Source organism: Bacillota bacterium (genome assembly GCA_040754675.1).
Lineage (GTDB): Bacteria > Bacillota > Limnochordia > Limnochordales > Geochordaceae > Geochorda.
Genome location: JBFMCJ010000055.1, coordinates 1 through 13,209, shown reverse-complemented (window position 1 = coordinate 13,209; position 13,209 = coordinate 1). Strand labels below are relative to the sequence as shown.

The following is a 13,209-nucleotide window of genomic DNA, read 5'->3' as shown; positions in this document are numbered from 1 at the left end:
ACATGGTACAGGGTGGCGGCCTTGAACAGGCTCATCCGTGAGCGCACGTGGCTTCTGGCCGTCATCGGGCTTGGCGAGGCGCTGGCCGCAGCGATGCTGGGGTTTCCGGACGCCGCGCTGGGTGTGGTGGCCGGCCTTCCGGTGGGCATGGCAAACCACTGGGTGACGCGCCTTGCGATGCGCCGGTGGCAGAGCGGCGGGCGCGGCGCCGTGTGGGTGGCAGGCGGGTCGCTTCTGCGGCTCGCCCTGGCAGCGGGGCTCCTGTGGTGGGCCTCCGGAAGGGGCCTGGCGTTTCTGATCGGGGTTCTCGCCGGCCTTCTGGTCGAGGCGGTGGGGTATTTGCTGGCGGCGCCGAAGTGGGCGGGCCGCCGCGGTTCGATCTAGCAAGCCGTAAGGCGGCCCTTTGCTGGGGGCGGCCGAGGGGGCGGGCGCGTAACACGGGCGATGCTGGAACGCTTCTTGGAGTCGCGGCTGGAGAAAATCGGTGAGGTCCTCACCGAGGTGGCACCGCGAACGCTCTGGCACGTTGGGAGCGTTGAAATCACCACCACGATGCTCAACAGCTGGGTGGTGGTGGCTATCATCGCGCTCCTGGCGGTGGTGGTCAACCGCAGCATCCGGGAGCGGCCGCGCGGGATCCAGACACTGGCCGAGGTCTACTACCGCTTCGTCGAAGGCCTGCTGGAACAGTCCCTCGGGCATTCGGATCGGCGGTTCATTCCCCTGGTGGGCACGTTCTTTCTCCTGGTACTCTCCCTCAACTACGCGTGGTTCATCCCGGGCGTGGTTCCCCCGACCACCGATCTTTCCACCACCGTCGCGCTTGCCTCGACGGACATCCTGCTGGTCCAGGTATTCGCCGCACGGGCGGTGGGAATCCGGCGGTACCTGAGGCGGTTCATCGAGCCGGTCCCCTTTCTGCTGGTCATGAACATTCTGGAAGAGCTTGTCAAGGTCTTCTCGCTGTCCGTGCGTCTTTTCGGGAACCTGTTTGGCGGTGACATGGTGGTCGCCGCGCTGTTCGTGTTGGTGCCTTTCCTTGCGCCAACACCGGTCATGCTGCTGGAAGTGCTGTTCGGGTTCATTCAGGCGCTGATCTTTGCAACGCTCACTTCCGTTTACGTGGCCACGGCCGTGGGCCATCACTGACGGAGCGGCTGGTATGGGTGTTGATTTCGTAAACCAAGACGGGTTGGCGCGGGAAAGGGGGATGGATCAAGCGTGAACTTCCTGGCTGTGGCTCTGGCCATCGCCATGCCGGCCATGGTTTCGGCTTTCGGTCAGGCCTGGGCGACGTCGCGGGCGGTCGAGAGCATCGCCCGGCAGCCCGAGGCGGCGGGCGAGATTCGCGGGGCGCTTCTTATAGCGCTTGCGTTCATGGAGGCCCTGACCCTTTTCTCGTTCGTGATCGCGTTCATCCTCTCCGGCAGGGTCTGAAAAGAAGAGCGACCGGGCTCTCGTTGTTCGGCCGTGGCACAACGGGAATAACCGGGTGCCGGCTCCCCGCACGGGCGCCGGCCCCGCCCTTTCCCGATTTAGTAAGGTTACACACAGGAAGCGGGGGCATTCCCCACTATGGATTGGATGGCAGGCGGGGCGAACCTGGTCATGCTGGCGGCGGAAAGTGAGGCGGCCGGCTCGCCGCTCCAGATCAACCTGTTTACGTATCTGGCCCAGGTCGCCAATGTCCTGGTGGTCATGCTGCTGCTCACCAAGCTGGTCTTCAAGCCGCTCGGTGACGTGCTGGCAAAGCGCGAGGCCGAGGTGGCCGAGTCCGTCGACGGGGCCCGCCAGGCCCGGGAGGAGGCGGAGAAGCTCCGGGACGAGATGAAGCTGCAGCTGGAACAGACCCGCCGCCGGGCCCAGGAGGAGCTGCAGCGTGCGCTGGACGCAGCCGAACAGGAGCGCCTGAGGCGGGTGCGCCAGGCTGAGGAGGAGGCGCGCCGCGCCCTCGACCAGGCCCGGGCCGAGATCCGCATGGAGCGGGATCAGGCGCTGGCGGCCATCCGCGAGGAGGCGGCCACGCTGGCCGTGGCGGCTGCCGGCAGGCTCCTGCGCCGGACCATCACCGGGGACGACCAGCGGCGGCTGGCCCGCGAGTTCATCGAGCAGGTGGGTGAACGGCGTTGACCGCCCGGCGCGTCCTGGTGCGCCGCTACGCCCTGGCCCTCGCCGAACTGGCGGCGGAGAAGGGGCGGCTGGACGCCGTCGAGCAGGGCCTGCAGCGGGTGGTGCAGGCCGTCCTGACCGACCCTTCGGTGCGCCGCACGTGGTACCAGGCCCGCCTCTCCGCCGACAAGAAGGTCGACGCCGTGCGCCAGGCGGCAGGCGAGGGCGTCGAGGCGCTGGTCTTTCAGTTCCTCGGGGTGGTGGCGCGCAAGGGCCGCGAGGAACTCCTGCCTGACATGTACGAGGAGTTTACCCTGGAAGCGGACCGGATCCGGCAGGTGGTGCGGGTCGACGTGGATACCGCCGCACCGCTTTCGGAGCCGGATCAGGAGGCGTTGCGCCGGATGCTTCAGGAGATGCTTCACGCAAGCGGTGTGCGGCTTTCCGTGCGCGTCAACCCCGAACTCATCGGGGGGCTTGTCGTTCGGGCGGGGGACATGAAGCTTGACGGGAGCCTCTCCCGGCAGCTTGCCCGGTTGCACCAGCAGCTTCGCGCAGCACCCCTGCCCCAGGGTGCGGCCTCGATGGACGGAAAGGCAGGTTGAGTTGGGCGTGGCAATCCGGCCAGAAGAGATCACGTCGGTTCTGAAGCGGGAGATCGAGCAGTTCCAGGCGGAGGTCGCCGTCGAGGAGGTCGGCACGGTCATCTTCGTCGGCGACGGCATCGCCCGGCTGCACGGCCTGCAGCAGTGCATGGCAAGCGAGCTGCTGCGCTTTCCCGGCGATCTCTACGGGATGGCCCTCAACCTGGAGGAGGACAACATCGGGGCGGTCCTCATGGGGCCGTACGCGCACCTGAAAGAGGGCGATCCGGTTTACCGCACCGGGCGCATCATGCAGGTGCCGGTGGGGGAGGCGCTTCTGGGGCGGGTCGTCAACCCGCTGGGACAGCCTCTCGACGGCAAGGGGCCCATTACCACCGACCAGTTCCGGCCCATCGAGAGCCGGGCCCCCGGCGTCATCGACCGGCGCAAGGTGTCCGTCCCGCTGCAGACGGGCCTGAAGGCCATCGACTCCATGATCCCCATCGGGCGGGGCCAGCGCGAGCTCATCATCGGCGACCGCCAGACCGGCAAGACGGCGCTTGCCGTGGACACCATCATCAACCAGAAGGGCCAGGGCGTCATCTGCATCTACGTGGCCATCGGCCAGAAGGCGTCCACGGTGGCGGGGGTCGTTGACGTGTTCAGGCGCACGGGGGCCATGGATTACACCATCGTGGTCTCCGCTGCCGCCAGCGAGCCGGCGCCGCTTCTCTACATCGCCCCGTACGCCGGGTGCGCCATGGGCGAGTACTTCATGTACAAGGGACAGGACGTGCTGGTGGTCTACGACGACCTCTCCAAGCACGCGGCGGCCTACCGCGAGATGTCGCTGTTGCTGCGCCGCCCGCCCGGCCGTGAGGCGTTCCCTGGCGACATCTTCTACCTGCACAGCCGCCTGCTGGAACGTTCGGCCAAGCTGGACGACCGCCTGGGCGGCGGTTCGCTGACGGCCCTTCCCATCATCGAGACCCAGGCGGGCGACATCTCTGCCTACATCCCGACCAACGTCATCTCCATCACGGATGGCCAGATCTACCTGGAGACGGACCTCTTCTACGCCGGCATCCGCCCGGCCATCAACGTCGGCCGATCGGTGAGCCGCGTGGGCGGCGACGCCCAGGTCAAGGCGATGCGCCAGGTGGCAGGGCGGCTGCGCCTTGACCTGTCGCAGTACCGGGAGCTGGCCGCGTTTGCCCAGTTCGGGTCGGAGCTCGACAAGGCGACCCAGGCCCGGCTGGTCCGGGGCGAGCGGGTTACCGAGGTCCTCAAGCAGGGCCAGTACCAGCCCATGCCGGTGGAGGAGCAGGTGGCCGTCATCTTCGCCGGCGTCAACGGCCACCTGGACGACATGCCGGTCGACCAGGTGCAGCCGTTTGAAAGGCAGTTCCTGGCGTACTTGCGAACGGAGCGCGCCGAGATTCTCAGGAGCATCCGGGAGAAGAAGGCGCTTGACGACGAGACCGTCGAGCAGTTGAAGGCGGCCATCGGCGAGGTCAAGGCGCGGGTGCAGGCGGCCTCACAGCAGGCAACAGGCGTTACGCCCGTCGCCACGCCGACCCGGTAAAGGGCCGCACTTCATTTTCCGGGGAGAGGGAACACGCCGGTGGCCGGGCAGTCCGTCCGGGATATCAGGCGGCGCATCCAGAGCGTGCAGAACACGCAGCAGGTGACCAAGGCCATGGAGATGGTCTCGGCCGCCAAGCTGCGCCGGGCCCAGGCCCGCACCCTGGCCGCCCGCCCCTTTGCCAACCGCATTGCCGAGGTGCTGGCGCGGGTGGTCGGCACCACCCTCAAGGCCAACCCTGCAGTGGCGCGCGCTCATCCGCTGCTGCAGGTGCGGGAGAACGGGCGGACGCTTTTGTGCGTCATCGCCGCGGACAGGGGCCTTGCCGGCGGGTACAACGCCAACGTCGGGCGCGCCATGGAGGCCGTGTTGCGGGCGCAAAGCGGCGAGGGTCGCTCGGTGGAGGTGGTGGCCGTCGGGCGCAAGGTGCGGGACCACCTTCGCCGGACAGGCCGCCGGCCGTACAAGCAATTCATCAACCTGGGCGACCACGTGGAGTACACCAAGGCCCAGGAGGTGGCGCGGGCCCTCGTCGAGCCGTACGTGGCCGGCGAGTTCGACAGGTTGGTGCTGCTGTTCTCGCAGTTCGTGAGCCCTTCTGTGGCGAGGCCGGTTCTCTATCCGCTCTTGCCCATCCCGGAGGAGGGGCCGAAGCCGTGGCCTCTCAGCGAGCGCGGTGGCAGCTGGCCGCCGCTGGCCCGGGACGGCCGGCCGGCCGGGGGCGGCGAGGGGGACCGCCGTGGAGGCCCTCAGGCGAGGGCGCAGAAGCGGGAGCGGTGGCAGCCCCCGTACATCTACGAGCCGTCGCTCGATGCGGTCATCGGCGTCCTGCTCGAGCGCTACATCGACGTCGAGGTCTACAGGGCGCTGCTCGAGGCCAAGGCCAGCGAGCATGGGGCGCGCATGACGGCCATGCGCAACGCAAGCGACAACGCCCAGGAGATGATTGAAGCGTTGACGCTTTCGTTCAACCGGGCCCGCCAGGCGGGCATCACCAAAGAGATCATGGAGATCGTGGGCGGCGCCGAAGCGCAGGCGGCGCAAGCCTAGTTTTACAGGAGCCGGGGAGGAGACGCGAGGCGGACATGGCCCAGCACAACCGAGTAGGGCGGGTGGCGCAGGTCCTCGGGGCCGTCGTGGACGTCGTGTTTCCGGAGGGCGAGCTTCCTGACCTCTTCAACGCCATTGAGATTCCCCGCAGTACGGAGGACGGCCAGGCCAGGGACGGGCGGCCCGAGGTGCTGGTGGTGGAGGCAGCGCAGCACCTGGGCAACAACATGGTGCGCTGCGTCGCGATGGATTCGACGGACGGGCTCGTCCGCGGCATGCCCGCTTATGACACCGGCGGCCCCATCACGGTGCCGGTGGGGCGCGCCGTGCTGGGGCGCGTGCTGAACGTGCTGGGGCAGCCCGTGGACGGCGCGGGGGCCGTTGAAACGGATCTCCGGCTTCCCATCATTCGACCGGCTCCGGCCGTGGCGGAGGTGCAGCCTGCCCGCGAGATCCTGGAGACCGGGCTCAAGGTCGTCGACCTCCTGGCGCCCTATCCACGTGGCGGCAAGGTGGGGCTGTTCGGCGGCGCGGGCGTGGGCAAGACGGTCATCATCATGGAGATGATCCGCAACATTGCCTACGAGCACGGCGGCTTCTCGGTCTTTGCGGGCGTCGGGGAGCGCACCCGCGAGGGCAACCAGCTTTATTACGAGATGAAGGAAGCCGGGGTCCTCGACAAGACCGCCATGGTCTTCGGCCAGATGAACGAGCCCCCTGGAAACCGCATGCGCGCCGGCCTTGCGGGCCTGACCATCGCGGAGTACTTCCGGGACGTCGAAGGCCAGGACGTGCTGCTGTTCATCGACAACATCTTCCGCTTCGTGCAGGCCGGCTCCGAGGTGTCGGCCTTGCTCGGGCGCATCCCGTCGGCCGTGGGCTACCAGCCAACCCTGGCCACCGAGATGGGGCAGCTCCAGGAACGCATCGTGACCACGAAGAAGGGCTCCATCACCTCGATCCAGGCCATCTACGTGCCGGCCGACGACTACACCGACCCGGCGCCGGCCACCACGTTCGCCCACCTGGACGCCACCACCAACCTGGAGCGGCGCATCGCCGAACGGGGCATCTACCCGGCCGTCGACCCGCTGGCGTCCACGTCGCGGCTTCTGGCGCCCGAAATCGTGGGGGAGGAGCACTACCGGGTGGCGCGGGGCGTCCAGCAGGTTCTGCAGCGCTACAAGGAACTGCAGGACATCATCGCCATCCTCGGCATGGAGGAACTCTCCGACGAGGACAAGGTGATCGTGGCACGGGCCCGCAAGATCGAACGCTTCCTCTCGCAGCCCATGTTCGTGGCGGAGGCGTTCACCGGCCTGCCCGGCGTCTACGTGCCGCTCAAGGAGACCATCCGGGGCTTCCGCGAGATCCTGGAGGGTAAGCACGACGAGCTGCCGGAGCCCGCTTTTTACATGGTGGGCACCATCGACGAGGCGGTGGAGAAGGCCCGCCAGATCGAAAAGGAAGGCGTCTGAGGCGCGATGCCCGAGCTGATGCTGCTCGAGGTGGTCACGCCGCAGCGACTCGTGCTGCGGGAACGGGCGGAGGCCGTCGTGGTACCGTCGGCCAACGGGTACCTGGGCGTGCTCCCCAACCACGCGCCCATGGTGGCCGTGGTCGGGCTGGGGATCGTGCGGTTCGGACAGTTCCACGGGGCCAAGCGGAAGATGGCGGTGAGCGGCGGCTTCATGGAGGTCGCCGGCAACCGGGTCACCATCCTGGCCGACACCGCCGAGCTGGCCGAGGAGATCGACGTCATGCGGGCCAGGGCGGCGCGGGACCGCGCGCTGGCCCGCCTGCGAACCCGTGCCGCCAGCATCGACTACGCGAGGGCCCAGCGGGCGCTGGCACGCGCGCTCAACCGCCTGAGGGCGGCCGGCGTCGAGCCGGAGTCGTAACGGGGGCCGGCGCCACCCTGCGCCGGCCTCTGCTTGCTGTCTCCCTCCCGCTTTCTCCTGCCTGCCTCCTCCCCCGGACGTTCTCCTCCCCAGCCTCTGGAAGTTGCTGGCGAAGGTGGGCGCATAAAGGCATCCGCTTTGGGGCAACCTGCCATGGCAGGGAGGGGATGGTCGTCCATGAAGATGCCTTCTGCGCCGCAGGGCCCAAGGCCCTTGAAGCGGCTGGCCGTCCACGCTCTTGCCTGGTCGGCGCAACGCCTCCGGCGGCTCGGGCGGCTCGCGGCACGCGCCAGGCCAGCCGCCCGGCTGCCGGCGCTCATGCTGCTCTTCGCGCTGGGGCTGGGCATCGGCTATCTCACCTGGCGGTATGCACCGGTGAGCCCGCCCGGTCCGGGTTCGCTCTCGCCCCTGACACAGGTGGGTGACACGGCACCGGCCAGCCTGCCGGGGCTATCGAAGGCAACGGGCGCGGGCATGGCGGGCGGCGGGAATGCCGCCGGAACCGGCGAGCAAGGGGTGCAGGCGTCGGGCACCATGACGGCAGGGCCAGCACCGGGCCTTTCCACGTCGCTTCCGGGGTCGCTGGTGTGGCCGGCGGACGGCCTGGTGGTCGCTACGGCCGGATGGCGGCGCCACCCGGAACGCGGCGACTGGCGCTACCTGCCGGGGCTTGAGCTGGCGGTGCCTTCCCAGGCCCCCGTGCGCGCGGCCGCGGCCGGCACCGTCCGGTCGGTTGACGTCCAAAGCGACGGCTTCACCGTGGTGCTGGATCATGGACAGGGGTGGAGCACGACCTACGGGCGGCTGTCGAGCGTGCGCGTTGAACGCGCGCAGGGCGTCACGTCCGGCACGATCATCGGGTACGGCCCGCGCCTGCCTGAGGTGGTGCCGACGCTGGCCGGCGTTTACGGCGTAGGCGGGGCGACCCAGGCGGCCGGTGAGCCCGGTGCAAGCATTCGGGCCGTCATCTCGTTCGCCGTCTACCACGGCACCGAAAGCGTCGATCCCCTGGCGGTGATGCCAGCCGCCTCGTACAGGGTCGCCGGCCCTGACGAGCCGGAGGCGTATGAGCCGGCCGGCGCAGGTGAGCCGTCCGGGCCGTCGCCCGTGGGGCCGTGAGCATCAAGGCGGCCGCCCGCATCTGGCCGGTGTAAGCGCCCGGTGGCATCGTGCCGCCGGGCGCTTCTAGGAAAGCGTCGGAACATATCGGCCCTTCTCGGCCCATAAGCATGTGGCAAAGACAGGGGCCGGAGGGGCGCTCGATGCGGGATTACATCCGCAAGCGGGTGGTCGACATCAGCCACTACATCATCTCCACTCGGGCCACGGTCCGCCAGGCTGCCACGGTCTTCGGGGTGAGCAAGAGCACGGTGCACAAGGACATGACCGAGAGACTTCCCCGCTTGAACAAGGATCTGGCGCGCCAGGTGAAGCGGGTCCTCGACCGTAACAAGGCCGAACGCCACATCCGTGGCGGCGAGGCCACCAGGGCCAAGTACCAGAAACAGCGCAAAGTCTCCTGAATAGGCATGCCGGTGAGCACTGGCAGCGGGTGCAACATCTGCCAGGAAAACGCTGTGTAATGTCGAATCAACGAGCCGACCGTCGCCGCGGCACGCTCCCCAGGGATTGGGGCGACGTCCGCAGGAAGTGGGGCTTGCACCGGCATGCTGGGCGCCGACGTGGGCCTGGACCTGGGCACTGCCAGTGTCATCATCTACGTTCGAGGCCGGGGTATCGTCCTGCAGGAACCCAGCGTGGTGGCCCTGGATGAGGAGCGGCAGCAGGTCCTGGCCGTCGGGCAGGCGGCTCGAGAGATGCTCGGGCGCACGCCCGGCCCCATCATAGCGGTTCGGCCCCTTCGCAACGGGGTCGTGGCCTACTACCAGATCACCGAGCTGATGCTGCGCTACTTCCTGCGCAAGGCCCTCGGGCAGTGGACGTGGGTGCGTCCCCGCCTCGTGGCGTGCGTCCCTTCGGCGGTCACCGACGTGGAGCGCCGTGCCATCAGCGAGGCGTGCCGCCAGGCCGGAGCCCGCGAGGTGCACCTCATCTCGGAGCCGATGGCGGCCGCCATTGGCGCCGGCATCGAGGTGCAGGAGCCCCGGGGCAACATGGTCGTGGATGTAGGCGGCGGCACCACCGACATCGCCGTGATCTCCATGGGAGCCGAGGTGGTCTCCGACTCGGTGCGGGTGGCGGGCGACCATATGGACGAGGCGATCACCCGCTACCTGAAGCGCAGGCACAACCTGGTGGTCGGGGAGCGTTCCGCCGAAGACCTGAAGATCCAGCTCGGCACCGTCGCCCCTGACTCCGCGGAATCGCTGCCGCCGCAAGAGGTGCGGGGCCGGGACGCGGTGACCGGCCTGCCCCGCACGCAGGTCCTCACGGCTGAAGAGGTTAAAAGCGCCCTCATGGAACCTGCGCAGGCCATCGTCGGGGCCGTCCGCCAGGTCCTCGAGCGGACGCCGCCTGAACTGGCTGCCGACATCTACGAGCGCGGCGTGGTCATGACCGGCGGTGGGGCGCTGCTGAGGGGCCTTGACAGGCTGCTGAGCAGCGAGACGGGCCTCCCCGTGCACGTGGCCGAGGACCCCATCACGTGCGTGGCCCGCGGCACCGGGAAGGTCCTGGAAGTCATGCAGCGGGCTCGCCACCTGCCGGCCATGCCGGCCCGGCGCGTCCTCTAGCGCTCTCCCTCAAGCCCTCCCCGGCGTGCGCCGACACCTATAGTGCGACGCCGCGGAGGGAGGTGAGATGCGCGGTGGTGCGGGGCCTGTTCAGCGCGGGCTCGGCGATGCTGGTCTTCAGCGGCCGGCAGGACCTGCTCGCCAACGACCTGGCCAACGCGGCCACCCCGGGTTACCGGACCGAGGTCGCTCCGGTCGCCGCCTTCCCCGAGATGCTCATCCACCGGGAGCTGCGCACGGTGCGCACGCCGAGGGGACTGGCGGGCACCGGCGCGTACATCGAGCGCTCCTACACCCGGTGGGATCCGGCCCCCGCGCGCTACACCGGCCGAAACCTCGACCTCGCGATCGAGGGCGACGGCTTTTTCGTGGTGCAGAGCGCCGCAGGGCCGAGGCTGACCCGTGCGGGCAATTTCACGATCGGCAGCGATGGCGTTTTGGTCACGCAGGACGGCCTTCCGGTGCTGGGGCTCGATGGGCCGGTTCGGACGGGCAGGGTGACGGACGGGGAGATCGCGGTCACGCAGGAGGGCGCCGTCATGACCGAGGACGGCCGCTTCCTGGGCCAGATCCTGGTGGTGGATGTGCCCGATCGGCAGGGCCTGGTGCGGGAGGGCAGCAACCTCTTCCGCTACACGGCCGAATCAGGCGGCCCGGTGCGCGTCGATGCCCGCGTCCAGCAGGGGATGCTGGAGGGCTCGGGGACGTCCGTGATCGGGACCATGGTGGAGATGATCGCCGGTATGCGGGCGTACCAGGCAGCGCAGCAGGCGGTTCGGGCGCATGACCAGATGACCGAGGCGCTCATCGCGCAGCTCGGCCGGACGAGTTAGGCGCACAGGCTGAAAGACTTTACGGGGTTTCAGGTGCCGCCGGGAGAGAAAGCGGACGGGCAAAAGGGGCTGGACTGCATGGCAGAGGCCCCGCGCTGCGGAACGACGGAAGCAGCGCCCTGCTCCTGATCCGGCTCTCCCGCCGTGCCTGCGCCACCTGGGCCCCTCCAGCCTCAAGCGGCCTGCCTGCAGAGACACGTCGCAGGAGGGCGAGAGAAGAGAGCGGGGAGTTCTGCCAATGATGCGTTCTCTTTGGACATCCGCGTCGGGGATGTCGGGCCAGCAGTTCACCGTTGACACCATCGCCAACAACCTGGCCAACGTCAACACCGCCGGTTTCAAGAAGTCCCGGGTCGACTTCCAGGACCTGCTCTACCAGACCCTGCGGTTCGCAGGGACGCCTGTCACCGCGGGGGCGCAGATCCCCACCGGCATCCAGGTGGGGCACGGCGTGCGCCCTGTGGCGACGGTCAAGATCTTCTCGCAGGGCACGTTCCGGGAGACGGACAACCCGCTTGACCTGGTCATCGAGGGCGACGGGTTCTTCCAGATCCTCTTGCCGGACGGCACGGTCGCTTACACCCGGGACGGCGCGTTCAAGAAGGACAGCGAGGGGCGCATCGTCACCTCGGACGGGTTTGTCCTGGAACCGGAAATCATCGTGCCGCAGGACGCCGTGGAGGTGTCGGTGGGCAGTGACGGCACCGTCTCGGCCGTGCTCCTGGGCGACAGCCAGCCGATCACGATCGGCACCATCGAGCTCGCGCGGTTCGTGAACCCGGCCGGGCTGCGCAGCTACGGCCGCAACCTGTTCCTGGCCACGGCAGCTTCGGGGCAGCCCATTGTCGGCCAGCCCGGGATGGACGGCTTCGGTTCCATCGCGCAGGGCTTCCTGGAGATGTCCAACGTCCAGGTCGTTGAGGAGATGGTCAACCTCATCCTGGCGCAGCGGGCCTACGACGCCAACTCCAAGGCGATCCAGGCGTCCGACGACATGCTCAACACGGCCAACAACCTGCGCCGGTAAGGTGAGGGCTGGCGATGATGCCGTCGAGGTCAGGGGCGGCCAGGGCATCCCGGATTGAAGCTTTTGTGCTGGCAGCGGCCGTGGGGGCGGTCGTGGTGGCAGCATTGCCGGCGCCGTCGGCTTGCGCGGGCAGCATGCCCGCCACCGCAAAGGACCGCGGTGCAGCCCGCCTTGTCGTGGAACTGAAGCCCCAGGCCGAGGTGGCGGGGCCGGCCATCCGCATCGGGGACGTCGCCGTCCTGGTGGATGGTGACCCTGAACTCTGGGAAACCGTGAGCCGCCTGGAGGTGGGCGCGGCGCCGCTTCCGGGAGAGTCGCGGAGCATCTCCAAGGCCGCCATCATCCTGCGGCTGCGCCAGGCACGCATCGATCCCGGGCTCATCCGGTGGGGCACGCAAGCAGAGGAGACCTCCGTCAGCGCCTTCGGGCGCGCCCTTGACCGCGCTCCGGTCACGAGGGGCATCGAGCAGTATCTGGCCGCCCGGCGGGAACGGGACGGGGGGCCGGACCTCACCGTGCTGGACCTGGAGGTGCCCGAGCGCGTGTTGGTCCCGCCCGGCGAGATCCGTGCGGCAGTGGTGAGCGGGCCGCCGGTGCTGAGGCCGGGAGCGGCGGTGTTTGCCGTTGAGGTCCTCGTGGATGGGGTTGCGGCCAGGCGCGTATGGGTGCGCGCCACGCTGGGCACGGACGGCCCGGATCGCGGGGCGCCGGTTGACGCCCGCGACGTCCCGGTGCGCCCGCAGGAGGGTGGATCGGTACCTTCCGGGACCCCGGTCACCGTGCTGGTGCGGCGGGGAGCGGTGACGGTCCAGCTCCAGGGGGTGCTCCAGGGGCCCGCCCGGGTCGGGCAAGCCGTGCAGGTGCGAAACGCTACGTCGGGGGCCGTGATGCACGCCGTGCTGGTGCGCCCCGATCTGGCGGTCGTCGCGGCGCCCGAGGGACCGTGAGAGCAGGAGGCGAGGCGCATGAATCGGGCCTCTGCTGCAAAGCGCGTCATGTTGAAACGGACGGCCGGTGCGCTGGCCGTGTCAATTGCGGTGCTGGCCGCGCCAGCGACGTTCGGGGCAGGGGCCGCGGCGGAATCCCTGTGGGCGAAGGCCGAAGCCCAGGGTAACCGGCTGGGCCTCTTTGCCGACGCCCGCGCCCGGAAGGCGGGCGACCTCGTCACCATCATCATCGTGGAGCGCGCCGAAGCCACCTCATCGGCCTCTACCGGCACCAAGCATGACGGCAAGGTCGAGGTGGGGCCCGGGCAGGGGCTGCTGGACGTGCTGCCCCTCGTCGGGGGCTCGGGCAGCAGCCGCTTCACGGGTGATGGGCGCACCGCGCGAAGCGGCACCATCCGGGCTCAGATGACGGCCAGGGTCACCCAGGTGCTGTCCAACGGCGACCTGGTGGTTGAGGGCAGGCAGACCATCGTGGTCAAC

16 protein-coding genes are annotated in these 13,209 nt (G+C 69.1%); all 16 read left to right on the top strand.

Annotated elements, in window-relative coordinates; translation table 11 throughout:
• On the top strand, positions 1 to 384 hold a 384-nt coding region (locus AB1609_05275), incomplete at its 5' end, for an ATP synthase subunit I (protein ID MEW6045881.1).
• Positions 385 to 444: 60 nt separating this feature from the next.
• Positions 445 to 1,149 (top strand): F0F1 ATP synthase subunit A, encoded by a 705-nt coding sequence (atpB, locus tag AB1609_05270; GenBank protein ID MEW6045880.1) that lies wholly within the window; start codon positions 445 to 447, stop codon positions 1,147 to 1,149.
• A 72-nt stretch (positions 1,150 to 1,221) separates the two neighbouring features.
• Entirely contained in the window at positions 1,222 to 1,437 is a 216-nt protein-coding gene (gene atpE, locus AB1609_05265) for an ATP synthase F0 subunit C (GenBank protein ID MEW6045879.1), read from the top strand.
• Between the two features lie 138 nt (positions 1,438 to 1,575).
• The gene (atpF, locus tag AB1609_05260; GenBank protein ID MEW6045878.1) at positions 1,576 to 2,130 is read left to right on the top strand and encodes a F0F1 ATP synthase subunit B; all 555 of its coding nucleotides are present in this window, start codon (positions 1,576 to 1,578) and stop codon (positions 2,128 to 2,130) included.
• Positions 2,127 to 2,714, top strand: coding sequence for an ATP synthase F1 subunit delta (gene atpH / locus AB1609_05255; GenBank protein MEW6045877.1), 588 nt, complete (start codon positions 2,127 to 2,129; stop codon positions 2,712 to 2,714). The genes atpF and atpH overlap by 4 nt, the downstream gene beginning before the upstream one ends.
• Positions 2,715 to 2,721: 7 nt before the next feature.
• A complete protein-coding gene (gene atpA / locus AB1609_05250; protein MEW6045876.1) occupies positions 2,722 to 4,278 on the top strand; it encodes a F0F1 ATP synthase subunit alpha in 1,557 nt (518 codons plus the stop codon).
• Between the two features lie 39 nt (positions 4,279 to 4,317).
• Positions 4,318 to 5,328: an ATP synthase F1 subunit gamma gene (atpG, locus tag AB1609_05245; protein MEW6045875.1), complete on the top strand. Its 1,011-nt coding sequence runs from the start codon at positions 4,318 to 4,320 to the stop codon at positions 5,326 to 5,328.
• 35 nt (positions 5,329 to 5,363) lie between these two features.
• Positions 5,364 to 6,806 carry a F0F1 ATP synthase subunit beta gene (atpD, locus tag AB1609_05240; protein MEW6045874.1) on the top strand — a complete coding sequence of 481 codons (1,443 nt, stop codon included), beginning with the start codon at positions 5,364 to 5,366 and terminating at the stop codon, positions 6,804 to 6,806.
• A 6-nt stretch (positions 6,807 to 6,812) separates the two neighbouring features.
• Positions 6,813 to 7,229, top strand: a complete 417-nt coding sequence (locus tag AB1609_05235; protein ID MEW6045873.1) for a F0F1 ATP synthase subunit epsilon — start codon at positions 6,813 to 6,815, stop codon at positions 7,227 to 7,229.
• 177 nt (positions 7,230 to 7,406) lie between these two features.
• Complete coding sequence (locus AB1609_05230; GenBank protein MEW6045872.1) at positions 7,407 to 8,348, top strand: M23 family metallopeptidase; 942 nt, start codon at positions 7,407 to 7,409, stop codon at positions 8,346 to 8,348.
• Between the two features lie 143 nt (positions 8,349 to 8,491).
• A complete protein-coding gene (spoIIID, locus tag AB1609_05225) occupies positions 8,492 to 8,752 on the top strand; it encodes a sporulation transcriptional regulator SpoIIID (protein MEW6045871.1) in 261 nt (86 codons plus the stop codon).
• Positions 8,753 to 8,896: 144 nt separating this feature from the next.
• Positions 8,897 to 9,922 carry a rod shape-determining protein gene (locus tag AB1609_05220; protein ID MEW6045870.1) on the top strand — a complete coding sequence of 342 codons (1,026 nt, stop codon included), beginning with the start codon at positions 8,897 to 8,899 and terminating at the stop codon, positions 9,920 to 9,922.
• A gap of 74 nt (positions 9,923 to 9,996) precedes the next feature.
• Entirely contained in the window at positions 9,997 to 10,755 is a 759-nt protein-coding gene (locus tag AB1609_05215) for a flagellar hook-basal body protein (protein ID MEW6045869.1), read from the top strand.
• A 238-nt stretch (positions 10,756 to 10,993) separates the two neighbouring features.
• Positions 10,994 to 11,782 carry a flagellar basal-body rod protein FlgG gene (gene flgG / locus AB1609_05210; GenBank protein ID MEW6045868.1) on the top strand — a complete coding sequence of 263 codons (789 nt, stop codon included), beginning with the start codon at positions 10,994 to 10,996 and terminating at the stop codon, positions 11,780 to 11,782.
• Positions 11,783 to 11,796: 14 nt separating this feature from the next.
• Positions 11,797 to 12,729 (top strand): flagella basal body P-ring formation protein FlgA, encoded by a 933-nt coding sequence (locus tag AB1609_05205; GenBank protein MEW6045867.1) that lies wholly within the window; start codon positions 11,797 to 11,799, stop codon positions 12,727 to 12,729.
• Positions 12,730 to 12,747: 18 nt separating this feature from the next.
• Positions 12,748 to 13,209 (top strand): flagellar basal body L-ring protein FlgH (locus AB1609_05200; GenBank protein MEW6045866.1); only part of this gene is annotated, 462 nt, incomplete at its 3' end.

Bases quoted from the DNA above. Each gene is read 5' to 3' on its own strand.
- atpB (MEW6045880.1), top strand. From the start codon at position 445: ATGCTGGAACGCTTCTTGGAGTCGCGGCTGGAGAAAATCGGTGAGGTC.
- atpF (MEW6045878.1), top strand. From the start codon at position 1,576: ATGGATTGGATGGCAGGCGGGGCGAACCTGGTCATGCTGGCGGCGGAA.
- atpD (MEW6045874.1), top strand. From the start codon at position 5,364: ATGGCCCAGCACAACCGAGTAGGGCGGGTGGCGCAGGTCCTCGGGGCC.
- AB1609_05235 (MEW6045873.1), top strand. From the start codon at position 6,813: ATGCCCGAGCTGATGCTGCTCGAGGTGGTCACGCCGCAGCGACTCGTG.
- AB1609_05230 (MEW6045872.1), top strand. From the start codon at position 7,407: ATGAAGATGCCTTCTGCGCCGCAGGGCCCAAGGCCCTTGAAGCGGCTG.
- spoIIID (MEW6045871.1), top strand. From the start codon at position 8,492: ATGCGGGATTACATCCGCAAGCGGGTGGTCGACATCAGCCACTACATC.
- AB1609_05220 (MEW6045870.1), top strand. From the start codon at position 8,897: ATGCTGGGCGCCGACGTGGGCCTGGACCTGGGCACTGCCAGTGTCATC.
- flgG (MEW6045868.1), top strand. From the start codon at position 10,994: ATGATGCGTTCTCTTTGGACATCCGCGTCGGGGATGTCGGGCCAGCAG.
- AB1609_05205 (MEW6045867.1), top strand. From the start codon at position 11,797: ATGATGCCGTCGAGGTCAGGGGCGGCCAGGGCATCCCGGATTGAAGCT.